We start from the raw sequence: 26,558 nt of genomic DNA, 5'->3' as shown, positions 1-26,558 counted from the left end.
CTCAGCCGATGTCGAAGGTCACGCCCTGCGCGAGCGGCAATTCGGTCGAATAGTTGATCGTGTTGGTGGCACGCCGCATGTACGCCTTCCAGCTGTCGCCGCCGGCCTCGCGGCCGCCACCGGTTTCCTTTTCACCGCCGAAAGCGCCGCCGATTTCGGCACCGCTCGGTCCGATGTTGACGTTGGCGATGCCGCAGTCGGAACCGGCGCTCGACATGAAGCGCTCGGCCTCGCGCATGTCGAGCGTGAAGATGGAAGACGACAGGCCGGCGCCGACCGCGTTGTGCCAGGCAATGGCCTCGTACATGTTTTCGTAGCGCACCACGTAGAGGATCGGCGCGAACGTTTCGCGCAGCACCGCGCCTTCGTGTGCTTTCAACTCGACCAACGCAGGCCGCGCATAAAAAGCGTCGGCGCTGCCGATGACCGTCACGCGCTCGCCGCCATGTACGGTGGCGCCGGCAGCGCGGCTCTCGTGCAGCGCGGTCTGCATGCCGGCAAAGGCCGCAGCGTCGATCAGCGGACCGACCAGCGTGCCGGGCTCGCGCGGGTCGCCGACCTGCACGCTTGCATACACCTTGGCCAGGCGCGGCACGAAGGCGTCGTAGATGCTGTCGTGCACGAACAGGCGGCGCAGCGAAGTGCAGCGCTGGCCGGCCGTGCCCATGGCCGAAAAAGCGACGCCGCGCAGCGTGAGGTCGAGGTCGGCGGAAGGCGCGACGATGGCGGCGTTGTTGCCGCCGAGTTCGAGGATGGCGCGAGCGAATCGGGCGGCCACGCGTGGACCGACCTGGCGCCCCATGGCGGTCGAGCCGGTGGCGGAAAGCACCGCCACGCGCGCATCTTCGACCAGTGTCTCGCCGATGTCGCGCTGCCCGATCAGCAACTCGAGCAGGCCGGCAGGTGCGTCACCGAAGCGTGCGAGCGCGCGCTGCGCGATGGCATGCACGGCCAGCGCGGTCAGCGGGGTTTTCTCCGAAGGCTTCCACACCACCGAATCACCGCATACCAGCGCCAGAGCTGCGTTCCACGACCACACGGCCACAGGAAAGTTGAAGGCGGAAATGACGCCGCAGACACCCAGCGGATGCCACGTTTCCATCATGCGGTGCTGCGCTCGCTCGGTGGCGATCGTCAGGCCGTAGAGCTGGCGCGACAGGCCGACCGCGAAGTCGCAGATGTCGATCATTTCCTGCACTTCGCCCGCCCCTTCGGACGGCACCTTGCCGACCTCGATGGTCACGAGCCGCCCGAGATCGGCCTTGGCCACGCGCAGTTCTTCGCCCAGCAGGCGGACCAGTTCACCGCGGCGCGGTGCCGGCACCTTGCGCCATTCGAGGAACGCCGCGTGGGCGCGCCCGATGGCGGCAGTCGCCTCGGCTGACGAGCTTTGCGTGACCGCGGCGATGGTCTCGCCGGTAACGGGCGAACGTGCCGGCAGATCGCCGCCGACGGTTGCGGCGCGCGGCACGCCGAGACGCTCCAGCAGGGCTGCGACTTCTTCGGAAAGAGCGGATGCAGGGGAGCTTTGGGCTTGGGTCATGGCGTCAAAAAGTGGAGGCATAGGTGGAGGACGAAGACACGTGAGAAAGGCGCATCGGCTGCATTCGCGACATCAAGCAGACGCATTGGCCAGGATCTGCGAGGGCCGGCGCAGGGTGGGATCGAACGGATTGATCTTCGGCCCGATCGCGACCGCCTCGCGCTTGAGCAGTTCGACCACGGTCGGCAAGCGGTCGGCATTCAGTCGGTCGGCGATCGTGCCGACGGCCAGCGCGGCGACGGCGCGGCCTTCGCGATCGAGGATCGGCACCGCGACACCGGCCATGCCGTCGAGCAGCCCTGCGTTGCGAGCGGCGAAACCGGCTTGCCGAACGCGATCGATCTCGGTGCGCAGATAGACCTCGTCGTGGATGCCGTACTCGCGCAGCCGCGACAGGTTGAAGCGGATGACTTCTTCACGCTCAGCCTCGGGCAAGAACGCAAGGATGGCCATCGCGCCCTGGCCGACGCCGAGTGCCACGCGCCCACCGATGTCGCCGGAAAAAGAGCGAATGGGAAACGGCCCTTCGCTTCGATCCAGGCAGATCGCGTCGAAGTTGCTGCGTGCCAGCAGAAAGATGCTGTCGCCGAGGCTTGCGCACAGGCGCAACAGGGCAGGTCGGCACAGCGTGCGAAGGTCGCCCGGATTGCCGGCGTGCGCCGCCATCGCAAAGAACTCGATGCCGAGCCGATACAGCTTGCTGCGCGCGTCTTGCTCGACGATGCCCTCTGCGACCAGCGACTGCAGCAAACGGTGCGCCGTGGCCTGGGTCAGCCCGACGCTGCGCGCGATCTGGGTCACGCGGCCCCCATCCGGGTGCACTTCGGTGAGCGCGCGGATCACCGAAAACAGCCTAGGCACTGCAGCCGTCGAGGCTATGGGTTCTGTCATGTCGTTGCGCGGAATAGTCTTATCTTTTAATGCTTTATTTATTCCATTTAATGGAATAAATAAAAGAAAGATTCTATTCTATGGAATACCCGAGCGCTCAGGGCGCATTCCTTGCAATAGATTGCCTGACTTCCGCCACGACGGTGGAAGTAGATGAAAAAGAGGTCGGCATGTCTTTCCTGCAACTCACGGGCGTCACCAAGTTCTACGGCGATACCTGCGCCGTGTCTTCGATGAACCTGTCGGTCGAGAAGGGCGAGTTCGTCTCGCTGCTCGGACCGTCCGGTTGCGGCAAGACCACCACGCTCCAGATGGTCGCCGGCTTCGAGGCGGTGACGCAAGGCCGCATCGAACTCGACGGCCGCGACATCACCCATGCCAAGGCCAACACGCGCGGCCTCGGCATCGTGTTCCAGACTTACGCGCTCTTTCCGCACATGACGGTGCGCGACAACGTCAGCTTCGGGCTGGAGATGCGCAAATTGCCGAAGGCCGAAAGGCGCGAGCGGGTTCGCGATGCGCTGGGCCTGGTCCATCTCGAAGCGCATGCCGACAAGTACCCGCGCGAGTTGTCCGGCGGACAACGGCAGCGCGTGGCGCTGGCGCGTGCCCTGGTGATCGAACCGCCTGTCCTGCTGCTCGACGAGCCGCTGTCTAACCTCGACGCGAAGTTGCGTGAAGAAATGCAGTTCGAACTGCGCCAGATCCAGCGCAAGGTCGGCACCACCACCGTCATGGTCACGCACGACCAGAGCGAAGCGATGTCGATCAGCGATCGCGTCGTCGTCATGGAAGGCGGCCGCGCCACGCAGATCGACCATCCGCACAACGTCTACGAGCATCCGCGCACGCGCTTCATCTCGACTTTCGTCGGCAAGGCCAACCTGCTTGAAGGCCGAATCAGCGGCGACAGCCCGAGGCAAACCGTGCGGATCGGCACATTGAGCGTCGATGTGGCCGACGCCGGGTTCCGCGCCGGTGCGTCCGTTCTGCTCAGCGTGCGTCCGGAAAAGCTGCAACTGGTGGCGTCGGGCAGCGGCCGTCTCGATGGCGAAGTCGGCGAGCGCTTCTTTCTCGGCAGCCAATGGCTCTATCGCGTCGCCACGCCCATCGGTGACCTGATGGTGCTGTGCCCGAACGATGGCCGCGACGCATTGGAAGAGGGCGCGCGCGCCGCTGTCGACTGGCCGGACCACTGCACGCGGCTGCTGCCGGCCGATGACGAAACGGTGGTCGCCGAGGTCGCAGCGTGAGCCAGACGATGAGCCTGCCGAACAAGGGGCGCAGCAAAGCCACGCCGTGGTGGCTGTCGGGCCCGGCGCTGCTGCTGTTCGCCGCGCTGCTCGTGGTGCCGCTGGTGCTCACCGCGGTGCTGTCGTTCAACGTCTACGACCCGGTCACTGGACCGAAGGCCGGCGAGTTCACGCTGGAGCACTACGCACTGATTTTTACCGACAGCTATTACTACGGCATCTTCTGGCGCACCTTCTGGATTTCCGGGCTGGTGGCGCTGATCTGCGTGGCGATCGGCACGCCGGAAGCCTACGTGCTCAGCCGCATGCGCAACCCGTGGCGCTCGGTCCTGCTGCTGGTGGTGCTGGCGCCGCTGCTCGTGTCGGTCGTGGTGCGCGCGTTCGCCTGGAGCATGCTGCTCGGCCCCGAAGGCCTGGTGAACGGGTTGCTCGGCCTTGTCGGCATCGGGCCTATCAAGATGCTCTACACGGAGACGGCGGTCGTCATCGCGCTGGTGCACGTGATGCTGCCCTTCATGGTCATCCCGGTGTGGACCTCGCTGCAGAAGCTGGATCCGGGCGTCGAAAACGCTGCGCTGTCGCTCAAGGCGTCGCCCTTCACCACACTGCGCCGCATCGTGCTGCCACAGGTGATGCCGGGCATCCTGTCGGGGAGCCTGATCGTGTTCGGGTTGTCTGCCAGTTCCTTCGCGATCCCTGGTCTGCTCGGCGGGCGCCGGCTGAAGATGGTCGCGACGGTCGTCTACGACGAGTACCTGCACGAACTCAACTGGCCACTCGGCGCCGCCGTCGCGTTGGTGCTGCTGGTCGCCAACCTGGTGGTCATGCTGAGCTACAACCGGCTGGTCGAAGGCCGGTACAAGAAGTCCTTGGGCTGATATGAACTCCACGCGCTCATGACCAAGAACGGACCCTTCGCCCTCGCGTTCAACGCGCTGGTCATCGCCTTCATGCTGGCGCCGCTGGTGGTGGTGTGCGTCGTCGCCTTCACGCCCGAAAACACGCTCACGCTGCCGACGACCGAGTTCTCGCTGCGGTGGTTTCGCGCGGTGTTCGCGCACCCGGACTTCATGCAGTCGTTCTGGAACAGCCTGTGGCTGGCGCTGGCGTCGGCCACCATCGCGACGTTGCTGGCGGTGCCCGCGGGCATGGCGATCACGCGCTATGAATTTCCGGGGCGCGACTTCCTCAACGCGCTGTTCTTGTCGCCGCTGATCATTCCGCATCTGGTGCTCGGCGTGGCATTGCTGCGCCTCTTCGCGCTGGTCGGCGGCACCGGCAGCTTCGGCTTTCTGGTGATGGCGCATGCGTTGATCGTCACGCCGTACACGCTGCGGCTGGTCGTCGCGGCGCTCGTCGGCTTCGACCGCAGCGCCGAACAGGCGGCACTGTCGCTCGGTGCGACGCAAGCCACCGTCTTCACGCGCATCACGCTGCCGATGATCCTGCCGGGCGTGACGGGTGGCTGGATGCTGGCGTTCATCAACAGCTTCGACGAAGTGACGATGTCGATCTTCGTCACCTCGCCCAGCACCGTGACCTTGCCGGTGCGCATGTACATGTACGCGACCGAATCGATCGATCCGCTGATGGCAGCGGTGTCGGCACTGATGGTGGCGGTGACTGCTGTCGCGATGATCCTGCTCGACCGCGTGTATGGGCTCGACCGCGTGCTGGTGGGGCGCCGCTAGCCATGTCTTCATCCCAACCCCTGCTGCGCCGCGTCGCTGAACAAGATCGCGAAGCCGTGGCCTTCAGCATCGACGGTGTGGCCGCGAGCGCGCTGGTAGGCGACACGGTGCTGACGGCCATGCTCACGCAGGTCGGCCGGCTGCGGCGCAACGAGTTCAGCGGTGAGGCGCGGGCCGGCTTCTGCATGATGGGTGCATGTCAGGACTGCTGGGTCGAGACGGCCGATGGCGCGCGGCTGCGTGCCTGCTCTACGTTCATCGAGTCGGGCATGGCGCTCACTACAGGCAGATCAGGCGCTACGGATGGAGCGCTTGCATGAAGACGACCCTCGCGTTGCTGCCGGTGATCGTCGGCGCCGGACCGGCCGGCATCCGTGCCGCGCAGACGCTGGCCGGCTACGGCATCAGGCCCGTGCTCATTGATGAAGCATCTCGCGCCGGCGGCCAGATCTATCGCCGCCCGCCGGTGCACTTCAAGCGTGCGCCTGAATCGCTCTACGGCATGGAAGCGTCCCGCGCGACAGCGCTGCATGGCGCGATCGATGCCGTGGTCGATGCAATCGACTACCAACCCGACAGCCTGGTCTGGAACGTGCAGGACGGGCGGCTCGACGTGCTGCACGGACCGACGCAAACCACGCACACCGTGCCCTATCGCCTGCTCATCGTCGCGTCAGGTGCGACCGACCGTGTGCTGCCCGTGCCGGGATGGACCTTGCCCGGCGTGTACACGCTCGGTGGTGCGCAGGTGGCGCTCAAATTTCAGGGTTGCACGATAGGCTCCCGCGTGGTGTTCATGGGCACCGGGCCGTTGTTGTATCTGGTGGCGTACCAGTACGCGAAGGCGGGTGTCGACGTGGCGGCGGTGCTCGACACCGCGCGCTTCGCCGACCAACTGGCCGCGGTCCCGGCCTTGCTGACGCAGCCTGCTGTCTTCATGAAGGGCGTGTACTACGTCGGCTGGTTGCGTGCGCATGGCGTGGCGTTGCACAGCGGCGTGCGGCCCGTGCGCGTGCTTGGCGACCAGCGCACGAGCGCTGTCGTGTGGGAGCAAGACGGCCGCGAGCACACGCTCGATTGCGACGCCATCGGCTTCGGCTACGCGCTGCGCTCCGAGACGCAATTGGCAGACCTGCTCGGCTGCCGCTTCGCCTTCGCACCGACGCAGCGGGCACACCTGCCCGAGCGCGATGCGGTGGGCCGCTCCAGCGTGGCCGGCGTGTACCTGGCGGGCGATGGCGCCGGCATCATGGGCGCCGATGCCGCAGAGTGGGCCGGTGAACTCGCAGCGCTGTCACTGCTCGCCGACCAAGGCGTGCACATCGACGCCGACCGTGCGCGAAAACTCGAGCGCAAGCTTGCAAAGCTGTCGCGTTTTCGCGAGGGCCTCGAACGCGCCTTTCCGTTTCCACAAGATTGGGCAGCGCACGCACCTGACGAGCTCGTGGTGTGCCGCTGCGAGAACGTGACGGCAGGCGAGCTGCGCCAGACCATCCATGACAGCGGTGCCGATGAACTCAATCGCCTCAAGGCCTTGAGCCGAGTCGGCATGGGTCGTTGCCAGGGTCGCATGTGCGGCGTGGCGGCGGCGGAAATTCTTGCGCACGCCGTCGGCAAGCCGCTGCAACTGGTCGGTCGCCTGCGTGGGCAGGCACCCATCAAGCCGATCCCGATTCACCTGATGCATGTAGCGAGCGAAGGAGCCAGCGCATGACGCAGCGCAACGCCACCGATGTGGCCATCGTCGGCGGCGGCATCGTCGGCAGTTCGGCCGCGCTCGCTTTGCGCCGCATGGGGCTTGGCGTGTTGCTGCTGGAGCGTGACCTGTGCGGCTCGCGGTCGAGCGGCATCAACTATGGTGGCGTGCGCCGCCAGGGTCGGCCGCTCAGCCAGTTGCCGTTGGCACAGCGCGCGCACGAAATGTGGGGGCGCTTGCCCGAACTCATCGGCACCGATGGCGAATACCTGCGCTCCGGCCACTTCAAGATCGCACGCAGCGAGGCCGACCTGGCAGCGCTCGAAAGCTATCGCGACAGGGCGCGCGATTTCGATCTCGGCATTGAAATCTTGTCGGGCGCCACGCTTCGTGTGCAGTGTCCGTGGCTCGGCGGCAAGGCGGTCGGCGGATCGCTCTGCGCCGAAGACGGCCAGGCCAATCCGCGGCTGGTGTCGCCCGCCTTCGCGATGGCCGCGCGGCGCGCCGGTGCGGTAGTCCATGAGCGCACGCGCGTCGATGAGATCGCGCACGACGGCCAGCGCTTTCATCTGCGGGCTTTGAATCTGGAATCAGGCAACGCGATCCACGTCGAGGCGCCGGTCCTGCTCAACTGCGCTGGCGCGTGGGCCATCACCATCGCTGAACAGTTCGGCGATGTGGTGCCGATGGTTTCGCGCAGCCCCGCCATGGCCGTCACCGAGCCGTTGCCGTTTTTCATGCAGTGGAGCCTTGGCGTGGAAGGTGGCGGTGTGTATTGCCGCCAGGTCGCGCGGGGCAATCTGGTGCTGGGCGGCGGTCCGGGTCGCCTGCTCGATGCCGACCGCTCGCGCTCGGATCGCGACACCATCGCCCTGCTTTCGAAGCAGGCAATCGAGCTGCTGCCGATGTTGCGCAATGCTCACTTCATTCGCACGTGGGGCGGCATCGAAGGCTATCTGCCCGACCGTCAGCCGGTGATCGGCCCGAGTCGCACGACGCCGGGTCTGTTCCATGGTTTCGGCTTTTCCGGCGGTGGCTTCCAGATCGGACCGGCCGTCGGCGAGGTGCTCGCCGATCTGGCGCGCGACGGCCGCACCCGCACACCCATCGGTGCCTTCGCGGTCGACCGTTTTTCATCCTTGCCGGAAGCAACGCCGGCGCTTGCCTCGTAAGTCATTTCGTTTCCCGTTCCTCGTCCCCACCCTCGAAAGGAAAGCCCATGTTCCGCTCCATCCGCTCCACCCAACAGCCCATCGCGTCGCGCCGCGCCCTCTTCACCGTGACCGCGGTCGCCGCCCTTGCCGCGTGCGGCATGGCAAACGCCCAGACCAAGACGATCTACATCGGCATGAACGGCGGCACGATGGAGAAGGCGTATTCGCAGTACGTCTTCCCTGCCTTCGAAAAACTCTACGGCGCGAAGGTCGTCGTGGTGCCGGGCACCTCGTCGGACATCCTGGCCAAGGCGCAGGCCAACAAGGACAAGCCGCAGATGCACGTGATGTTCCTGGACGACGGCATCATGGTGCGCGCCATCGGCATGGGTCTCTGCGAAAAGCAGCGCCCGAGTGCTGCGCTCAACGACATCTATCCGGCCGCGCGCTTCAAGGACGACATGGCCAGCGGCGTGAGCCTGGGCGTGACGGGCCTCGCCTACAACGCGAAGATGTTCAAGGAAAAGGGCTGGGCCGCGCCGACCTCGTGGATGGACCTGGCCGACCCCAAGTTCAAGGGCAAGGTCGTGTTCCAGTCGGTGTCGGCATCGTCGTTCGGACTGCACGGCTTTCTGATGTTCAACCGCATCCAGGGTGGCAACGACAAGAACGTCGAGCCTGGCTTCAAGGCCTGGCCCACGACCATCGGGCCGAACGTGCTGGAGTACATCCCGAGCTCGGCCAAGATTTCCGAGATGGTGCAGACGAATGAAGCGGCTATCTTTCCGCTGACGCCAACCGCCGTGGCCGCGCTCAAGGTAAAGGGCATTCCGGTCGAGTACGCGAACCCGAAAGAAGGCTCTGTCGTGTTGATGGTCGGCCAGTGCGTGATCGCCAACAACAGCGAGCCCGAACTCGCACAAAAGCTCGCCGAGTTCCTGTTGTCGCCGCTGGCTCAAGCGAATGTGCTGCAGTACGGCAGCCAGATCCCGACCAATCCGAAGGCGCCGGCCGTTGGCGAAGGGGTGGGGCAGGTCGCTGCAATCAACGGCTACATGAAGACTGCGATCACAGTTGACTGGGAAAGCATCAACGCGAACCGTCCCTCTTGGAACGCGCGCTGGAACAAGACGATCGAGCGTTGAGCGGTTGGGAGTTCAGCGGCCGAGCGATAGGGCGGTTCAGCGAAGGACGACCACGGCCAGAATGACGAGGACTGCGACGACCGCCGCCGCGATCCACAGCCACGATACGCGGCGCGCGGGATCTCCGGTTCCATCGGCCTTGCTCAAATCGGCAAAGCCTGTGTCGTTGCCGGAGCGAGTGTTTTTTTGGTTGGCCATGGGGTTCGATCAGCGGGTTGCCAGAGAAACGATCGACACGCCAAAAGCGACCATCAATGCGATCACCAGCCCCGCGTGCAGCCACACGCGCGAGCCGCCGCTGTTGCGGTATTCGCGCCGGCTTCGCTCCAGCGCCGCGGTGCGGGTGGCTCGTTCCGGCTTGTCGGTCCACCAGCCGAAATTGGTATCTGTATCGTCGTTCATGTAATCCATTTTAGTTACATTCGGACGCAAGTGGGGCTCGCAAAAGGTTGTGAGGAAACATTTGTTTTCGATCGTGACTTAGTGCGCTTTCTGACGCGACCGACTTGAAAACGTCCTTCAACAAGAGGGTGTGGCGGTGCGACGCCACCCTGACGGCGCTGAAGAAGTGCGCCTACAGGGTCACGGCCTGCGCTTCCGTGGCGACTGCACGGGAGGGCGTCTAACCTCCGTGTTTCTTACTTTCACACCGTTGCGCACCCCATGAAAACCACTCCCTTCGCTTCAGCCATCGCGCTCACGTTCGCATTGGCCCTCGGTGCTTGCAGCACCGCGCCGTCGACCACGACAACCGCGGTAAACAGCCCGGATCCGACGATCCTGCTGGTGCCGGTGCAGATCACCGATCCGGCATTACAGTCCGGCTGCTGGGCGCAGTTCTACTCGCAGCGCAACTTCGAAGGCGACATGGTCACCCTCGTCGGGCCGGCGGAAGCCGAGAGCATGGACAAAGGCACCGCACGCGCGCTCAAGCGCGAAATCGACAGTGTGTCGGTCGGCCCCAAAGCGACGCTGCAGGTCTACGAGCACGCGATGTTCAAGGACCGCGTGGTGGACTTTCCAGCCAACAGCCGTGAAGGCGGCCTGGTGCGCAAGCTGGGTTTCGGCGGTCGTATCGAGGCGCTGAAGTTGAGCTGCGCTTCCTGAGGCGGTGCTCCGCCACGAGGGCGGTGATCGACCTGATTGCGCCCTTCGCCAGCTTCGCGTGAAACTCGGCCGCGGACGACCTGAAAAGGACACTCGATGGCGGATGAATTCGTTGACGTATTGATCGCGGGTGCCGGCATTTCCGGCATCAGCGCGGCGTACCACCTGCAGAAGCACTGCCCCGACCGGAGCTTTGCAATCTTGGAGGCGCGGCCCTCGAGCGGCGGCACATGGGATCTGTTTCGCTATCCCGGCGTGCGCTCCGATTCCGACATGCACACACTCGGCTTCTCGTTCCGTCCGTGGACCGATGCCAAAGCCATAGCGCAAGGGCCCGCCATCCTCGACTATCTGCGCGACACCATGCAAGAGCATGGCATCGACAGCAAGGTTCGCTTCGGCCACAAGGTGCTGCGCGCGGAATGGTCCTCGTCCAAGTCGGAGTGGCGTGTGGAAGTTGGCCGCGCTGCAGGGGGTAACGCGTTGTCCATTCGCTGCGGCTTCCTTTTCATGTGCAGTGGCTACTACGATTACGCCCAAGGTTACCGGCCCGAGTTCCCCGGTGAGGCCCGCTTCAAAGGGCGGATCGTGCATCCGCAGCACTGGCCTGCCGATCTGGACTGTGCGGGCAAGCGCGTGGTGGTGATCGGCAGTGGCGCCACCGCCGTGACGCTGGTGCCGGCCATGGCTGACAAGGCAGCGCACGTGACGATGCTGCAGCGCTCTCCGACCTGGATGGCGGCGCGTCCGTCGGTCGACGCACTGGACGTCCGGCTGCGGCGCTACTTGCCTCAGCGTGTGGCGCTCGGCATTGCGCGCTGGAAGAACGTGCTTTTGAGCCAGTTCGTGGTCGCCCTCTGCAAGCACCGTCCGCAGCGCATGCGCAAGCTGTTGCTCGGTGGGGTGCACCGGGCGCTCGGGCCGGGCGTCGACATCGCCACCCACTTCACGCCGCGCTACAACCCTTGGGAGCAGCGCCTGTGCCTCGTGCCCGATGGTGATTTTTTCGAAGCGATCAAGTCCGGGCGAGCCTCCGTGATGACAGACCGCATCGCGTCCTTCACCGAGACCGGTTTGCGCCTCGCGTCGGGCGCCTTGCTCGATGCCGACATCATCGTGACGGCTACCGGACTGAAGCTGGCGGTGCTGGGCAACACCGCCTTGTATGTGGACGGCCAGCGTGTGGAGCCTTCGCGCAGTGTCAACTACAAGGGTCTTATGTTGACCGGCGTCCCCAACATGGCCAACACTTTCGGCTACACCAACGCGTCGTGGACGCTCAAGGCGGACCTCACCGCGCGCTACGTTTGCAGGTTGCTCAATCACATGCGAAAGACCGGCGCACGACAGTGCTTGGTTCCCGCGCTGGCTCCCGACGCGACCCTGCGTCCATGGACCGATTTTTCATCGGGCTACTTTGAGCGTGCCGCTGGCCAGTTGCCTCGGCAGGGCGTGACCCGGCCATTCAAGCTGAACCAGAACTACCTGAGCGACAGGGTGGCGATGCGCTTCGGTGCCGTCGACGATGGTGTGATGCGATTCACGCAATTCACTCCGCGCTCGAACTGAGGACAATGGAAGCCCATGCGACACCTCTTCGTCTTAGCGCTCTGTCTGAACGCCGGCGCCCTGGCATGCGGAGCGGCGCACGCCCAGGTCATTCGTTGCGTCGATAGTGCCGGCAACGTGAGCTACACCGATCAGAAGTGTCCGGCCGATACGCGCAGCGCAGAACAGGTGATGGGCCCCGAGGCCACCGACCCGCGGCTGGCTCCGCCGGAGCGGCCGCCGTCATCGTCCGTGCCGCCATCGGCAACGCGAACGCCGCAATCGCCACCGGCCGATCGCTTCGCCGAAGAACGTGCCGAAGCAGAGCGACGCGCGCTGGAACGCCAACGTCGTGCCGCTGAATACGCGGACGACAGCGCGGGCACGCCATATCCATACCCTTACGCGTATCCCGACAGCAGGTACCGCCAACCCGGCCCGCCGCAAGACATGCGACCGCAACTCCGCTCGTGCGATGCCGGCGGCTGCAACGACACGCTCGGCAATCGCTACAACCCGAACGGCAAACTGCAGAGCTATCAAGGTCTCAACGGCCAGAGGTGCCAGCCTGTGGGCACGACGGTCGTCTGCCGATGAACGGTGGCCGATGACCATTTAGCCAAATTGACCAGGGGATAGATCGAGTAGCGGGCCCATGGTCGCCCTTCGAGATATTTCGCTAAGGCTGCGAAAACGCGAGACTTTTCTTGACCGTGACGTCTGTCATGGATACGAGGACGACCATGCGTTTCACGACTGCTGTTTTTGCGCTGCTTCTGTGGCTGGCCGGAGGTGCCTCGCAAGCGGACACGCTGTTTCCCGGCAAGATTCCATTGGGGGGTATCTGCTTGGCGGCAGGTGCCGACCCTGGGCCCATGAGCGAATGGGGCGCACGCGACGCCCGGTGCGCATCGAATTCATGCGATCCGGGACCCGCCTCCGAGGCGGTTCGAAAAGGTGGAGAAAAGGTTGCGTGGTACTGCGCGGCGCGGGTCGCGCACTGCGCTTTTCCGAGAGGATCGGGCGTCATGAAAGGCGCGCGCGTGGGTTCCGGCGAATGCACCTGCGACCCTGCCGATATTGCGGACGGGAGATGCCAGGGTGTGCAGCATCACGCTGTCGCGGTGCTCCCAACGAGCAGACCGGTGGGAACCGTCGCCTGCGATCCGGCCAGCCCGTTCGAGGGCTGCCATTGAGGTGCAGCCACGGTGCAGTGGTCGTCTGGCGCGCTGATATTGTCGAAGGCAAGACGTCCCATTGATCGACTGCGCGCGAAAACGCCGATAACGCGCGCGCTCCATGCACCGATCGGTCCTGTTGCTCAGGCCAGGCCCCCGGTCCTGCCGTGCAAAACGTTGTCTGCGACGTTGGCAAAAAGCATCGCCGACACGCGTTTTGTTACCTACTTTGCGAAAGCGTGAAATCCGCACATCGCAGCCATGCACAGCCCAAGTCCAATCGAGTCCTCATCAATGGAACTCAGAGGTATCGACGTGCGAAGAGGATTGGAATTGGTTGTGGACGAACCCATCAGCGGACGTTTCTTGTGGGCGGTGCTGGGGCGTGAAGTCTTCGGCTTGCCTCGCGCTACGCTCGAAAAAGCGGCCACGCCGCAACCGACGCGTAGCCAGGCCGTTCAGGCCGGAATCGCTGCGATGCAACGCCATATCGAGCCCGCGCCCGCGCGCCGCGCCTGAAGAGGGCTTACGACGCTTCCGCCGTCACCTTGTCCCGGCGCGTAATCACCTGGCCGCTGCGCGCACCACTGTGCACGCCGTGATGCCAGGTGATGGTCCCATTGACGATCACGGTATCGATGCCTTCCGCCGGCTTTGTCGGCGTCTCGTAATTTGCAGCATCACGAACGGTGACCGCATCGAAGATCACGATGTCGGCGTGCTGTCCGACCTTCAATGTGCCGCGGCCATGCAGGCCGAAGTTGCGCGCAGTGAGCCCGGTCATCTTCCACACCGCGGTCTCCAGTGGGAACAAACCGATGTCGCGGCTGTAGTGGCCTAGCACTCGCGGGAAGGTGCCCCACAAGCGCGGATGCGGCTTGTCGCCGAGCGGGATGCCGTCAGAGCCGATCATCGTCTCGTCGAACGCCAGCACGCGCTGCACATCGTCTTCGTCCATCATGAAATAGATCGCGCTGCCCGGCTGCAGCTTGCGAGCGGCCGCGTCGTTGGGGATGCCCCATTCCTTGGCGATGTCCGCCAGGTCGCGGCCGGCGCACTCGGGGTGTGGCTCGCTGCTGGCGATGAGCACACGGCCTTCGAGCATGCCGCGGTCGGTGCGGATCATGGTCGAGCCGGCCGTGTACGGGTAGCAGTCGAGCGACACGCACTGGTGCTTCATCGTTTCCTTGATGAAGGGCAGCGTGACCTTGGTACGGCCGAAGTTGTGCGTGTTCTGCACCTTGTGATGCGACACGACCACCGCGATGTCGAGCGCACGGCCGATCGCAAAGGTCTCTTCGAGTGCCTCCATCACGTGATCGCCCTCGTCGCGCATGTGGGTCGCGTAGACCGCGCTGCGCTTGCTCAGCGGACGGCTTACCTCGATGATTTCCTCGGTCGTGGCCTTGACCGCCGGCGGATAGAAGGTGCCGGTCGACAGGCCGATCGCACCCGCCTGCATCGCCTCTTCGACATGCGCCCGCATGGCCGCGATTTCCGCTGCGTTGGCTGGCCGATCCAGGTCGCCCATGGTCAACGCGCGCAAGGTCGAGTGGCCGATCATCGCCGCCACGTTCACTGACGACGGCGTCGCGCGCAGCGCATCCAGGTACGCCTTGAACGTCGTGAAGCGACCTTCGGCGGGCGAGTCGATGAGGCTCAGCGGCATCGGCAGTTCCATGTCGGCGCGCAGCGGTGCGGCGCTGATGCCGCAGTTGCCGGCCACCACCGTGGTCACGCCTTGCGACACCTTGAAGGGCATGGCCGCTTGCGACAGCACTGCCTGGTCGTCGTGCGTGTGCGAGTCGATGAAGCCCGGCGCCACGATGCGGCCGGTCGCGTCGAGCGTGCGGTCTGCCGTGCAACCGTCGAGCTTGCCGATGGCTGCGATGTGACCGTCGATCACGCCGATATCGGCGATGAAACGAGGCGCCTTGGTGCCGTCGATGACGGTGCCGCCGTGGATGAGCAGGTCGTAATGGCTTGGCGCTGGCGTCATGGGAAATCCTTTGTTGGGTTACGGCGTGGGTGCGAAGTTGGCGGTCGGCTGTAGCGTCTGTCTTATGCGGCTAGCGGAAATGGCAAGCCACCCAGTGCCCGCCGGTGGAAGCGGAATCGCGCTCGCTCAACGTCGGGTCTTGTTGCTTGCAGATGTCCTTGGCGATCGGGCAGCGCGTATGAAACCGGCAGCCCGACGGCGGGTTCGCCGGGCTCGGCGGATCGCCCTGCAGCAGCATCCGCTTGGCCGGCGTACGCGGGTTCGGCACCGGCACCGCCGACAACAAAATCTCCGTGTACGGATGCCGCGGTGCCGAGAACAGCGTGTCGCGATCGGCCACCTCCACGATGCGTCCGAGGTACATCACCGCCACCCGATGACTGATGTGGCGCACGACAGCCAGGTCGTGCGCGACGAAGAGGTAGGCGATGCCGAACTCCGCCTGCAGGTCCATCAGCAGGTTGACCACCTGCGCCTGCACCGACACGTCCAACGCCGACACCGGCTCGTCGCAGACGATCAGCTTGGGGTTGAGCGCCAGTGCCCGCGCGATGCCCAGGCGCTGTCGCTGGCCGCCAGAAAACTCGTGTGGGAACCTGCTGACGGATTCGGGTCGCAGCCCCACCTTGCCGAACAACCAGGTCACGCGCTCGTGCCGCTCCGCGCGTGACATGCCGAAGTTGCGCAGTGGCTCGCCCACGATTTCGCCCGCTGCCAGCCGCGGACTCAGCGACGCATAAGGGTCCTGAAAAATGATCTGCACATCTCGCCGGCGCAGCCGCATGTGCTTGGGGCTCAGCGTGGTCAGCTCTTCGCCATCGAGCTGCACGGAGCCCGAGGTCGGCTCGATCAGCCGCATCACCGACTTGGCGGTCGTAGTCTTGCCGCAGCCCGACTCTCCCACCAGCGACAACGTCTCGCCGCGCGCGACGGTGAAGGAGACGCCATCGACCGCTTGCACCGGGGGCTTCTGCTTGGCGAGCCAGCGTTTGGGTGCGGCGTAGTGCTTCTTCAGGTTCGTGACCTCGAGCAAGGTCGTTGAAGCCGCTGCGAGAGGCGTCACCGGATCGAGGACAGCCGCGTTCATGCGATGGCACCTTCTTCATGGTCGATGCGACCTTCTTCGACCGCGAAGCAGGCAGCGGTGTGACGTTCGCCGGGTTGTCGGGGATCGCCATGATTCGTCAGGCCAGGCACTTCTGCCACGCAGCGCGCATTGGCATACGTACAGCGCGGCGCAAAGGCACAGCCATGACGCGGCGATTGCGGTGACGGCACCAGTCCGGGGATCTCGGTCAGCCGCGCGCTGTGCGTGTTCATCGAAGGCATCGACGCCATCAGCGCGCGCGTGTACGGATGCAGTGGCCGCTCGAACAGGTCGATCACGTCGGCCTCCTCGACCGTGCGGCCGGCGTACATGACGACCACGCGGTCGCAGCTCTCGGCCACCACGCCCAGGTCATGCGTGATCATCACGACGCCCATGCCGAGTTCCTTCTGCAGCCGGCGGATCAGGTCGAGGATCTGCGCCTGGATCGTCACGTCGAGCGCGGTGGTCGGCTCGTCGGCGATCAGCACCTCGGGGTTGCAAGCAAGGGCGAGCGCGATCATCACGCGCTGTCGCATGCCGCCGGAGAGTAGATGCGGGTACTCATGAACCCGCCGCTCCGGCTCCGGAATCTGCACGACGCGCAGCATCTCGACCGCGCGCGCCAAGGCTTCGGATCGGGTCGCCTTCTGGTGCACCTGCACCGTCTCGGCGATCTGCCGACCGATGGTCAGCACCGGGTTGAGCGAGGTCATCGGCTCCTGGAAAATCATCGAGATGCGGTTGCCGCGGATCTGCCGCATCTCGCGTTCGCTCAGCTTCAGCAGGTCGATGCCGCGCAAGCGCACCGAACCGCTGATGCGCGCTGGTGGTGTGGCCAGCAGCCGCATGATCGACAGCGCAGTCACGCTCTTGCCGCAGCCGGACTCGCCGACCACGCCCAGCGTCTGGCCGGCGCGCACGGTGTAGGAGACGCCGTCGACCGAGCGGGCCGGGCCGGTGAGCGTGTCGAAGTGGGTTCGCAGGTTGTCGACCTCGAGCAATGGCTCGCCGGTGGGCAATGCGATGCGGGACAGGGCTTTCATCGGGTGGGTGTTCCTGTGCGCTGCGCGTTCATAGCTGACGTGCCAGACGCGGGTCCAGCGCATCGCGCAAGCCATCGCCCAGCAGGTTGATTGCCAGCACCGTGATGGCCAGCAGGATGCCGGGGTACAGGATGATGTGGAACGCCACCGCGACGAAGTTGCGACCCTCGGCCATCATGTTTCCCCAGCTCGGCGTCTGCGCCGGGATGCCGACACCGAGGAACGACAGCGCGGCCTCGGTCAGCACCGCGGCCGCTGCCACGAAGGTCGCCTGCACGATCAGGGGCGCAACCATGTTGGGCAGCACGTGGCGCGCCAGGATCACCGGCAGCCGGGTGCCGACGGCATGCGCCGCTTCGACATAGAGCTGTTCGCGCAACGTCAGCGACAGCGAGCGCACGAGGCGTACGACGCGCGGGATCTCGGGGATGGTGATCGCGACGATCACGGTCGTCAGGCTGGCGCGCGTCACCGCCATCAGCGCAATCGCCAGCAGGATGCCGGGGATCGCCATCAGCCCGTCCATGATGCGCATCACCAGCGTGTCGGCCCACCGCACGAAGCCCGCGAGCAGGCCGAGCAGCACGCCCAGCACGGTCGCCAGCACGCCGACCCACAGGCCAACGATCATCGACACGCGCCCACCCCACACGGCGCGGCTGAAGACGTCGCGCCCGAGCGCGTCGGTGCCGAAGTAGTGCTCGGCCGAAGGCGGCTGCATGCGCGCCAGCGGGTCGATGTCCTGCGGGTCGAAATTAGCAATCCAGGGTGCCGCGATCGACAGCGCCGCGATCGCGATCAGCAGCAGCGCGCCGATGATCAGCGTCGGGTGCTTGCGCGCCCAGTGCCAACGTGGCAGCACGAAGGGGACGTCTGCTGCAGCGATTGAATCGGGCACGACAGGAGGCAGAGCGGTAGACATGAGGCCGTGGCGTTCAGTACTGGATGCGCGGGTCGAACAGGCGGTAGCTCAAATCGATCAGCAGATTGATCAGCACATACACGCCGGCCGAAATCAGCAGCACGCTCTGGATCACCGGATAGTCGTGGCGCTGCACCGAATCGATCACGAGCCGGCCGACGCCGGGAATGGCGAACACGGTCTCGGTGACGACCACGCCGCCGATCAGCAACGCGATGCCGACGCCGATGGTGGTGGCGATCGGGATCGCCGCATTGCGCAGCGCATGCCCCAGCACCGGCAGCACACCGAGACCTTTGGCGCGCGCGGTTCGGATGTAGTCCTCGTGCAGCACTTCGAGCACGGTCGCGCGCGTCATGCGAGTGACCAGTGCGATATAGACCAGCGCGAGGTTCACGCAAGGCAGCACCAGGCTGCGCAGCCACGGGCCGACGCCGTCCGCGATGCGCGAGTAGCCCTGAACCGGGAACCACGGCAACTGGATCGCGAAGACGTAGACCAGCAGATAGCCGATCATGAAGACCGGCACCGAGAAGGCCAGCACCGCGAAGAGCATGACCAGCCGATCAATCCAGCTGCCGGCGCGGTAGGCCGCCAGCGTGCCGAGCGGCACGGCGATGAGCAAGGTGAGCAGCATGGTGAGTGCCGCGATGGATGCCGTCGGCTCCAGCCGCTGCGCCAGCAGTCGCGTCACTGGCACCTGCGTGAAGATCGAGATTCCGAGGTCGCCGGTCGCGAGGCGCCCTAGCCACAGCGCGAACTGCTGCCACAACGGTTGATCGAGGCCCAGCGCGGTGCGCAGTTTCTCGATGTCTTCACCGGTCGCCAGGTCGCCGGCGATGAGCGCCGCCGGGTCGCCGGGCGACAGGTGAATCAGCAGGAACACCACGACGGCGACCACCGCCATCACGGGCAAGGTGGCGAGCAGGCGGCGAAGGATGTAGCCCATGGCGAAAGTCTCGGGTCTCTGGTTCGACTGCTTACTTGTCGAGCACCCACACCGCCGGCATGCCAGACCACAGCTTGTCGATGCCCTTGATGTTGGAGCGTGCCGCGAAGGCTGCTGAATACTGGCCTGCGTTCACATACGGGATCGCTTCGTAGGCGCGCTTCTGGAAGGCGTCGAGCAGCTCCTTGCGCTTGGCCGGCACGGTTTCCTTGATCCAGGCGGTGCGCAGTTCGTCCAGTTCCTTGTCGCAAGGCCAGCCGGGTAGCGAGTTGCCGCAGGCCGCGCTGAGATAGGCGTTGGTAATGGGCGAGTTGACGTCGAACTCGCCGGCCACCGTCACGTACATGTTCCAGCCGCCAGCGTCGGGCGCATCCTTCTTGGCACGGCGCGCGCCGATCGAGGCCCAGTCCATGTTCTGCATGTCGACGTTCATGCCCATGTTGCGCATCGTCTGCGCAGCCATCAGCGCTTCGGCGTTCAGGTAGGTGACGTCGGTCGGCACCAGCAGCACGACCTTCTCGCCCTTGTAACCCGACTCGGCGAGCAGCTGCTTGGCCTTTGCCAGATCGGTCTTGCGATAGGGCTCTGCGCCGGCGCTGGTTTCATTGGGGCCACCGCAAATGAAATACGTCGCGCAGTAGGTCACGCGCATATCGAGCGGATAACCCATCGCCGCGGTGAACTTCTCCTGATTGACCGCCATCGCGAGCGCTTGTCGCGCCTTCGGGTTGTTGAACGGCGGGTACATGTGGTTGAGCACCAGAAAGCCTTGGTACGAGCCACCGGCGCCGATCTTCACGTTCTTGTCGGTGCGCAGCGGCGTGATGTAGTCCGGCGGTACCTGCTCGACCAGATCGACCTCGCCGTTCTTCAGCGCCGCGATGGCGCTGTTCGCGTCTGGCAGATAGAGCCATTCGACGCGATCGAAGTTGCTCTTCTTGCTGCCGGCGAGGCCGCTCGGGGGTTCGCTGCGCGCCACGTAGTTGGGGTTGCGCACGAACACCGCCTTGTTGCCCGGCACCCACTCGTCGCGCTTGAAGATGAAGGGGCCGGAGCCGAGCACTTCGGTCAGTGGCGAAGTCGCCGGCATCTTGGCGAGCCGCTCCGGCAGGATCACCGGCGGAAATCCCGAAGGCTTGGCCAGCGCGTCGAGCACCATGCCGAAAGGCTCCTTGAGTGTCAGCGAAAAGTTGTTGGCATCGACGGCTTTCCACTCGGCGCCGACCGCGCCCATGGCACGGCCCAGGCTGTCGCGCGCACCCCAGCGCTGCAGCGATGCGACCACGTCGGCCGAGGTCACCGGGTTGCCGTCGGAAAACTTCAATCCGGGCCGCAGCGAGAAGCTCCACTGCTTGCCGTCTTTCGACATGGCGTACTTGTCGACCATCTGCGGCTGCGGCTTGCCGGTAGCGTCTTGCGCGAAGAGCGTGTCGTAGACCATGTAGCCGAAGTTGCGCGAGATATAGGCGGTGGTGAAGGTCGGGTCGAGGATCTTCACGTCGGCATGCGCGACGACTTTCAATGTCTTGGTCTGCGCCTGCGCGGGCGGGCCGGCAAGCGCCAGAGAGAGGCCCAGGCTGCCCCATGCAGCGAGGGTGGCAAGCGTGCGTCGTTTCATCGTCGGTACTCCGGTGGTGAGTTGGGCTGAAAACAAAGAAGGGAATCAGGCAGCGGCGACGGTGGCCACCAGCGGCCACTTCGGCATGCGCGCCTTGCGGTACGGCAAGGTCGACAAATCGATGGTCACGGCGCCCGGCGCGCCCGCGTAGATGACGTGCTTCGCGACCTTGGAGAACGATGCGTAGAAGTGTTGCGACGACTTCACCACGATGATCTTTTTAGAAGCCAGGTCACAGCCGAGCTGCGTGAACACATCCGTGCCCATCGCCTGATTGCGCAGCGTGATCAGCACGACCTCTATGCCGTTGGCCTCGACCAGCGCGCAGTCGCCAAGCGCCACCGGTGTATTCGCCAGGCCGGTCATCACCATGTCGTGGCGCAGTGCCTTGACCGTGCACATCAGGTCGAGCGGGTCGCCCGACATCGGGCCGATCTTGCCGCCGATGCGCAGCGCGAGCCGTGCGCCTTCTCCGGCCTCGAATGCGATGCGTGCAGCGATCGGGTCCCACATCGGACCGACCGCAGCGTTGTCGATGCCACGTTCGATCATGCGTCGGAGGATGAAGGTCGAGTCGCCCGCCGCGCCGCCGCCGGGGTTGTCGGCACCGTCCGCCAACACGACCGGGCCGCCAGCGAAAGCCAGCGCTTCGTCGAGCGCGCTGTCGATGTCCGGATAGCGCACCGCCAGCGCCTCGCGCATGCCGATCAGTTCGTCGGCCAGCTGGCGCGCGAGGGCATCGGCCTTGGCCTGGTTGTCGTCGGTGTAGACGAGCAGCTTGGTGCCCATCTCGGGCACGTCGCCCCACGAGAAACCGTGTGCGACCGAAATCGACAGCACGCCGTCTTTGCCTTCGAGCGACTGCAGGCGATCGACGAAAGCGCGCGCCGGATTGCGCGAGGTGTGGACGGTCACGATCATGTCGCAGTCGACCACCGAGGCCACCGGCTTGATCTTGCCTTCGACCATGGCTGCGCAGAGGTCGACCAGCTCGATGCCGCGCTCCAGCACGTCGGTGTGCGGGTACTCCTTGAAGGCGATCAGCAGGTCGGCCTGCGCGATCATTTCCGGTGTGAGGTGGCAGTGCGGATCGAGCTCGGCGCCGACCACGACCTTGGGCCCGACGAGTGCGCGCACGCGGGTGAGCAGGTCGCCCTCGCAATCGTCGTAGCCGTCGGCGACCATTGCGCCGTGCAGGCCGAGCACCACCATGTCGACCGGCAATGCAGCGGCGAGGTCGGCCAGCAACTCTTCACGCAGCGTTTCGTAAGCGTGCCGCGTGGTGGTGCCACTGGGCTGCGCGCCGGCAACCATGCCCTCGACCAGGTCCCAGCCGAGTTCCTTGCCGCGAAGGCGGGCCGCCCACAGCGGCCCCGAGAAGAAGGTCATCGCATCGGGGTGCTTGCCCGCGGCGTAGTAGCCGCGGTCCTTGAACGACGCGAGGCCGGTCGGCATCGGTCCGAAGGTGTTGGTTTCGGTGGCGAGAGATCCGCTGAAGACACGCATGGCGGGCTCCTTAAGAGGTGGGTGAAAGGGCTGCGGCCTTGCGCAACCGCTGTGGGCCGAGCATCTCCGCGGTGAGACCAAACGACGCGGCGTGCGCCGGCACCGGCAGCCCGCGCGCCAGTGCCGCGCAGGTTTCGCCCATCGCGGGCGAGGTCTGGATGCCGTAGCCGCCTTGCGCCGCGACCCAGAAGAAGCCGGGCACTGCGTCGTCGAAGCCGCCCACCAGATCGCCGTCGGCCACGAAAGAGCGCAGCCCGGCCCAGGTGCGAGTCGGCCGGCGGATCGCGAGCGTGGTGTTCTCTTCGATGCGGTGAATCGCCAGCGCGATGTCGAACTCTTCTGGCTGGATGTCTTGCGGCTCGACCGGGTCGGCGTTGGCCGGCGAACCGAGCAGCATGCCGGCATCGGGCTTGATGTACCAGTCTTCGGTCGCGCCGAAAGCCATCGGCCAACGCGATGCGTCGACGCCCTCGGGCGGCGCGAAGATGAAGGCCGAGCGCCGCCGTGGCTCGATGCCGATCGGCTGCACGCCGGCCAATTTCGCGATGGTGTCGACCCAGGCACCGGCTGCGTTGAGCACGACAGGCGCTTCATACGTGACACCGCCAGCCTGCACGCGCCAGCCTTGCGCGGTGCGCTCCATCGCATCGACGGGCGCGTTGCAAACCAACTTGCCGCCGGCTTGTCGCATGCCGCGCAGATAACCCTGGTGAATGGCGTGTACGTCCATGTCGGCCGCGTCGGGTTCGTAGACGGCGCCGATGACCTGCTCCGCGCGCAGCACCGGCACCAGCGCGAGGGCGCCGGCGGTATCGAGTCGTTGCGCGCCCTTGCCCATGCCGCGCAACACCTCCCAGTGCTCATCGAGATGCGCCTCTTGGCCCGCCGCCGCGATCATCATGGCGCCGCGTGGCGTCAGCAGCGGATGGGCGGTGAAGCCGGGCGGCGGGTTCTCGAAGAAAGCGCGGCTCGCCATCGTGAGCGCGCGCACCTGTTGCGTGCCGTAGCTTTCCATGAAGAGCGCGGCAGAGCGGCCGGTCGAGTGATAGCCGGGCTGGTCTTCGCGCTCGAGCACGACGACCCGGCCGTGCGGTGCGAGCCAGTGCGCAACCGAGGCGCCGGCGATGCCGGCACCGATGACGAGAAAGTCCGCCTGGACTGCGGAAGGTGATGAAGCCGTGACGCTCATTGGAAGATGGTGCGGACCGCGCGCAAGTGGTGCATTGAGGGGAAGAAGCAGGGCAAAGGAGGACCGAAAGTTGGCGCAGCGTAAATCACAATTTGCGGATACGCAAATTTCAGGCCAGTTCGCGGGGCGGCGTACGTATGAACATTGTTCTGGCTGGCAGAATTCGGCAACGAAAACGACTGGACGGCAAGCCTTGAAAGCACATCCACGCAGCGCCCCCGCGGTCGAGCCCACCACGCTCGACCGCGAGACCTTCGGCAAGCGTTTGCGGACGGCTCGCAAAGCGTTTGGCTGGACCCTGTCGCAACTGTCGGCGCTGTCGGGCGTGTCGATCACGACCATCTCGCGTGCCGAGCGTGGGCAGCTCGCCCTCGGCTACGAAAACTTCGCGGCACTCGGGCGCGCACTGCGGATGGACATGAACGCCATGTTCGCCAGCGACGGTGTCGAGCCGGCCTTGCTCGACGGGCCGGTGGTCACGCGCGCGGGCAAGGGCGTGGTGTACCGCGGCCTGTCTTTCGCGTATGAGTTTCTCGGCACCACAGCGGCCGGCAAGCAGATGAGCCCGGTGGTCGGGACAGTCCATTCGCGCACCCTGAACGGCCCGGAAGATTTCGCACGGCATGCCGGCGAAGAGTTCGCCTATGTGCTTTCGGGTGCGATCGACGTGCACTTCGAGGATGGTGAGGTGGTGCACCTGGCCCGTGGCGATTCGCTGTATTTCGAAGGTCGCATCGGCCACGCGTATGTCACCGTCAGCCGGCAGCGTGCCAAGATCGTCGGCGTGACCACGACCGATACGGCGTTCATGCAATCGGCACGGGCACGGGTGTTGTAACGCGCGAGCTGATACTTTCGTGGTGCCGTCGTGGCCCACGCTGCGGCTCGAGGCCGAAGTGGAAGTCGTCTTGTTCAGCTTCCCGGATCGGCCGGTGCAAGACGCCGTCGGCATTCACCGCGAAGCCTCCGAACGCTTCGCGCCAGCCGGCAGCATCTCGTCGCATACCGATGGCCGTCGAGAACACTTCGCGCGATGGTCGGAGTTCCACTTCCCAAGGGGCTTCGACATGAATTTTTTCCGACCGCTGAGTGCGACCGTCTTTGCATTGCTGCTCCCTTACGCCGCCAGTGCAGCCGACCTCAAAGTCACGGTCACCGATGGACCGACGGTTCCGGCCACGCTCTTCGTGGCGCTGTTCGACTCGGCCGAAGCCTTTGCCGCCGACAAGCCGCTGGTATCGCAGAAGGTTCCAATGCGGGACGGCACAGCGCAGTTCGCTTTTGCCGGTCTGGCAGCGGGGCGCTATGTGATCAAGTCTTTCGCCGACGAGAACGGCAATGAAAAGCTCGACACGAATCTGGTGGGATTGCCGACCGAGCGTTACGGGTATTCGAACGATGCCAAGGGGCGCATGGGTCCGCCGTCGTTCGACGCGGCTGCGGTCAAGGTGGATGCCGACAGCACCATCGCCTTCCGCCTGCACTGAGCGAGGAGCCAGGCCATGGACCGCCGTGAACTTCTGCGTCGCCTGCTTGCCGCAGGCAGTGTGTCGCCGCTTTTGCAGCTCATTCCGTCGATGTCGGCCCACGCCGACACGCTCGACGCGCCGGACGCCTGGCAGGCGCAGTTCGATGCCTCGACCATGCCCTGGAAGTCGGCCTTCGCTACGCCGAGGGGCGACCTGCCGCTGACTGCCGCCAGGGTGCGCGGGCGTTTCCCCGATGCCGTCGCCGGCACGCTCTATCGCATCGGCCCGGCCGGCCATGACCTGGGCGGTGAGCGCTACCACCACTGGTTCGACGGCGACGGCATGGCGCATCGTTTCGTGATCGCCGGCAGCGAGGTTCACCACCAGGGCCGCTATGTGGCGACCGCCAAGCGCGCGGCTGAAATGCGCGCCGGGCGGCGGCTGACGGAGGGCTTCGGCACCGTGTTCAAGGGCACCGACGAAGTGACCTCTCCCGACAGCATGAACGTCGCCAACATCAGCATGCTGCACGTGGGCGGCGAACTGCTGGCGCTTTGGGAAGGCGGCTCGGCCACGCGCCTCGATCCGCAAACACTGGAGACGCGCGGCATCAAGACCTGGCGCGCCGATCTTGCGGGCGTCCCGTTCTCCGCCCATCCGAGGGTCGAGCCCGACGGGACGGTCTGGAACTTCGGCGTGAGCTCGAACAGCGGCCTGTTGCTGCTTTACGAGATCGCGCCCGACGGCGTGCTGCGACGTGCCGATGCGCTGCCGCTCGTCGACCTGCCGATGATTCACGACTTCGCAGTGACCGCCAGGCACCTCGTCTTTTTGCTGCCGCCGCTGGTGTACGACGTCAGGCGAAGGATGGCCGGCGCCAGCGTTCTCGACTCGCATGTGTGGCGGCCCGAACTCGGCATGCGCGCGCTGGTCATCGACAAGAAAGACTGGAAGCGGCAGCAAACATTCATGCTGCCAGTCGGCTTTCTGTTTCACCTCGGAAATGCCTGGGAAGAAGAGACCGCAAGCGGCACCGTGGTCCATGTCGACTATGCGCGCTCCGCCGATGCGTCGACCCTCTTCGTAAGCACGCGCGACGTCATGCGCGGCCAGCTGGTACGCACTTCGAGCCCGACGCTCGCAGTCGCCAGCCTCGACCTTGGAAGCGGCAAGGCGACGCAGGTCGACCTGGCAGCAGAAGCCGAGTTTCCGCGCATCGATCCACGCTCGGTCGGACTGCGACATGGCCACGTGATTCATGCGACGAATCCGCTTGTCGGCCTGCCGATGTTGAGTGCGATCGCCAACACCAACGTCGAGTCGGGATCGTCCCAGGTCTTCAGCTATGGAAAGGAATCGGTGGTCGAGGAACACCTGTTCGTGCCGGACGGTCGAGGCCCGGGTTGGGTGCTGGGCACCGTGTTCGACTATGCGCAGAAAAAGACGGTGCTCTCCTGTTTTGCCGCCGACGCCTTGACCGATGGACCGGTTGCGCAAGCCACCTTGCCGTACGCGCTGCCATTGGGCCTGCACGGGACCTTCGTGCCGACGTAGTGCCTCGAAGTCG

At 65.4% G+C, this 26,558-nt stretch carries 26 protein-coding genes; 14 read left to right on the top strand and 12 right to left on the bottom strand.

The genetic code is table 11. The annotated features are described in order from the left end of the window. Position 1: 1 nt before the first annotated feature. On the bottom strand, positions 2–1,543 hold the full coding sequence (locus RCH10_RS05900; RefSeq protein ID WP_409051658.1) for an aldehyde dehydrogenase family protein: 1,542 nt from the start codon (positions 1,541–1,543) through the stop codon (positions 2–4). A gap of 72 nt (positions 1,544–1,615) precedes the next feature. Continuing rightward, positions 1,616–2,434, bottom strand: a complete 819-nt coding sequence (locus tag RCH10_RS05895; RefSeq protein WP_187052941.1) for an IclR family transcriptional regulator — start codon at positions 2,432–2,434, stop codon at positions 1,616–1,618. Between the two features lie 170 nt (positions 2,435–2,604). On the opposite strand from RCH10_RS05895, the gene RCH10_RS05890 reads away from it, so the two are divergent. From RCH10_RS05890 to RCH10_RS05860, 7 genes are all read left to right on the top strand, one after another. Continuing rightward, positions 2,605–3,687 (top strand): ABC transporter ATP-binding protein, encoded by a 1,083-nt coding sequence (locus tag RCH10_RS05890; protein WP_409051657.1) that lies wholly within the window; start codon positions 2,605–2,607, stop codon positions 3,685–3,687. A gap of 8 nt (positions 3,688–3,695) precedes the next feature. Beyond that, a complete protein-coding gene (locus RCH10_RS05885; RefSeq protein WP_409051704.1) occupies positions 3,696–4,565 on the top strand; it encodes an ABC transporter permease in 870 nt (289 codons plus the stop codon). An 18-nt stretch (positions 4,566–4,583) separates the two neighbouring features. Continuing rightward, complete coding sequence (locus RCH10_RS05880) at positions 4,584–5,378, top strand: ABC transporter permease (protein ID WP_323500796.1); 795 nt, start codon at positions 4,584–4,586, stop codon at positions 5,376–5,378. A 2-nt stretch (positions 5,379–5,380) separates the two neighbouring features. Beyond that, entirely contained in the window at positions 5,381–5,698 is a 318-nt protein-coding gene (locus tag RCH10_RS05875) for a (2Fe-2S)-binding protein (protein ID WP_409051656.1), read from the top strand. Then, positions 5,695–7,092, top strand: a complete 1,398-nt coding sequence (locus RCH10_RS05870) for an FAD-dependent oxidoreductase (RefSeq protein WP_409051655.1) — start codon at positions 5,695–5,697, stop codon at positions 7,090–7,092. Before RCH10_RS05875 ends, RCH10_RS05870 begins: the two co-directional genes overlap by 4 nt. Next, complete coding sequence (locus RCH10_RS05865) at positions 7,089–8,246, top strand: NAD(P)/FAD-dependent oxidoreductase (RefSeq protein WP_409051654.1); 1,158 nt, start codon at positions 7,089–7,091, stop codon at positions 8,244–8,246. Before RCH10_RS05870 ends, RCH10_RS05865 begins: the two co-directional genes overlap by 4 nt. A gap of 140 nt (positions 8,247–8,386) precedes the next feature. Next, entirely contained in the window at positions 8,387–9,373 is a 987-nt protein-coding gene (locus RCH10_RS05860; RefSeq protein ID WP_409051703.1) for an ABC transporter substrate-binding protein, read from the top strand. Between the two features lie 36 nt (positions 9,374–9,409). On the opposite strand, the gene RCH10_RS05855 is transcribed toward RCH10_RS05860, so the two are convergent. Both RCH10_RS05855 and RCH10_RS05850 read right to left on the bottom strand, forming a co-directional pair. Beyond that, complete coding sequence (locus tag RCH10_RS05855) at positions 9,410–9,571, bottom strand: hypothetical protein (RefSeq protein ID WP_323497942.1); 162 nt, start codon at positions 9,569–9,571, stop codon at positions 9,410–9,412. A 9-nt stretch (positions 9,572–9,580) separates the two neighbouring features. Continuing rightward, complete coding sequence (locus tag RCH10_RS05850) at positions 9,581–9,775, bottom strand: hypothetical protein (protein WP_187052933.1); 195 nt, start codon at positions 9,773–9,775, stop codon at positions 9,581–9,583. A 261-nt stretch (positions 9,776–10,036) separates the two neighbouring features. Here RCH10_RS05850 and RCH10_RS05845 point away from each other — a divergent pair, with 261 nt between their 5' ends. The 4 genes from RCH10_RS05845 (at position 10,037) to RCH10_RS05830 (ending at position 13,725) form a co-directional block, all read left to right on the top strand. Further along, a complete protein-coding gene (locus tag RCH10_RS05845; RefSeq protein ID WP_323500792.1) occupies positions 10,037–10,480 on the top strand; it encodes a hypothetical protein in 444 nt (147 codons plus the stop codon). A gap of 96 nt (positions 10,481–10,576) precedes the next feature. After that, on the top strand, positions 10,577–12,049 hold the full coding sequence (locus RCH10_RS05840; RefSeq protein ID WP_409051653.1) for a flavin-containing monooxygenase: 1,473 nt from the start codon (positions 10,577–10,579) through the stop codon (positions 12,047–12,049). Positions 12,050–12,064: 15 nt separating this feature from the next. Next, positions 12,065–12,625, top strand: a complete 561-nt coding sequence (locus RCH10_RS05835; RefSeq protein ID WP_409051652.1) for a DUF4124 domain-containing protein — start codon at positions 12,065–12,067, stop codon at positions 12,623–12,625. 920 nt (positions 12,626–13,545) lie between these two features. Then, entirely contained in the window at positions 13,546–13,725 is a 180-nt protein-coding gene (locus RCH10_RS05830; RefSeq protein ID WP_323497938.1) for a hypothetical protein, read from the top strand. Between the two features lie 7 nt (positions 13,726–13,732). On the opposite strand, the gene RCH10_RS05825 is transcribed toward RCH10_RS05830, so the two are convergent. The 8 genes from RCH10_RS05825 to RCH10_RS05790 form a co-directional block, all read right to left on the bottom strand. Continuing rightward, positions 13,733–15,205 (bottom strand): N-acyl-D-amino-acid deacylase family protein, encoded by a 1,473-nt coding sequence (locus RCH10_RS05825; protein ID WP_409051651.1) that lies wholly within the window; start codon positions 15,203–15,205, stop codon positions 13,733–13,735. Positions 15,206–15,275: 70 nt separating this feature from the next. Continuing rightward, positions 15,276–16,292, bottom strand: a complete 1,017-nt coding sequence (locus RCH10_RS05820; RefSeq protein WP_409051650.1) for an ABC transporter ATP-binding protein — start codon at positions 16,290–16,292, stop codon at positions 15,276–15,278. Then, complete coding sequence (locus tag RCH10_RS05815; protein WP_409051649.1) at positions 16,289–17,338, bottom strand: ABC transporter ATP-binding protein; 1,050 nt, start codon at positions 17,336–17,338, stop codon at positions 16,289–16,291. Before RCH10_RS05815 ends, RCH10_RS05820 begins: the two co-directional genes overlap by 4 nt. A 28-nt stretch (positions 17,339–17,366) precedes the next feature. After that, positions 17,367–18,260, bottom strand: a complete 894-nt coding sequence (locus RCH10_RS05810) for an ABC transporter permease (RefSeq protein WP_323497934.1) — start codon at positions 18,258–18,260, stop codon at positions 17,367–17,369. A gap of 13 nt (positions 18,261–18,273) precedes the next feature. Next, positions 18,274–19,209 (bottom strand): ABC transporter permease, encoded by a 936-nt coding sequence (locus RCH10_RS05805; RefSeq protein ID WP_323497933.1) that lies wholly within the window; start codon positions 19,207–19,209, stop codon positions 18,274–18,276. 31 nt (positions 19,210–19,240) lie between these two features. Beyond that, on the bottom strand, positions 19,241–20,827 hold the full coding sequence (locus RCH10_RS05800; protein ID WP_409051648.1) for an ABC transporter substrate-binding protein: 1,587 nt from the start codon (positions 20,825–20,827) through the stop codon (positions 19,241–19,243). 45 nt (positions 20,828–20,872) lie between these two features. Next, positions 20,873–22,333, bottom strand: coding sequence for a M81 family metallopeptidase (locus tag RCH10_RS05795; RefSeq protein WP_409051647.1), 1,461 nt, complete (start codon positions 22,331–22,333; stop codon positions 20,873–20,875). A gap of 10 nt (positions 22,334–22,343) precedes the next feature. After that, the gene (locus RCH10_RS05790) at positions 22,344–23,522 is read right to left on the bottom strand and encodes an NAD(P)/FAD-dependent oxidoreductase (RefSeq protein ID WP_409051646.1); all 1,179 of its coding nucleotides are present in this window, start codon (positions 23,520–23,522) and stop codon (positions 22,344–22,346) included. A 193-nt stretch (positions 23,523–23,715) separates the two neighbouring features. Between RCH10_RS05790 and RCH10_RS05785 the strand changes: the two genes are divergently transcribed. From RCH10_RS05785 to RCH10_RS05775, 3 genes are read left to right on the top strand one after another with little or no spacing between them, the layout of a single operon-like run. Beyond that, a complete protein-coding gene (locus tag RCH10_RS05785; protein WP_409051645.1) occupies positions 23,716–24,360 on the top strand; it encodes a helix-turn-helix domain-containing protein in 645 nt (214 codons plus the stop codon). A gap of 22 nt (positions 24,361–24,382) precedes the next feature. Beyond that, positions 24,383–25,009 (top strand): DUF2141 domain-containing protein, encoded by a 627-nt coding sequence (locus RCH10_RS05780; RefSeq protein WP_409051644.1) that lies wholly within the window; start codon positions 24,383–24,385, stop codon positions 25,007–25,009. A 15-nt stretch (positions 25,010–25,024) separates the two neighbouring features. After that, complete coding sequence (locus RCH10_RS05775) at positions 25,025–26,545, top strand: carotenoid oxygenase family protein (RefSeq protein WP_409051643.1); 1,521 nt, start codon at positions 25,025–25,027, stop codon at positions 26,543–26,545. Positions 26,546–26,558 lie beyond the last annotated feature (13 nt).

This window comes from Variovorax sp. GrIS 2.14 (genome assembly GCF_046115955.1).
GTDB lineage: Bacteria > Pseudomonadota > Gammaproteobacteria > Burkholderiales > Burkholderiaceae_C > Variovorax.
The sequence above is the reverse complement of the archived record's forward strand: the minus strand, read 5'-3'. Positions and strand labels throughout refer to the sequence as shown.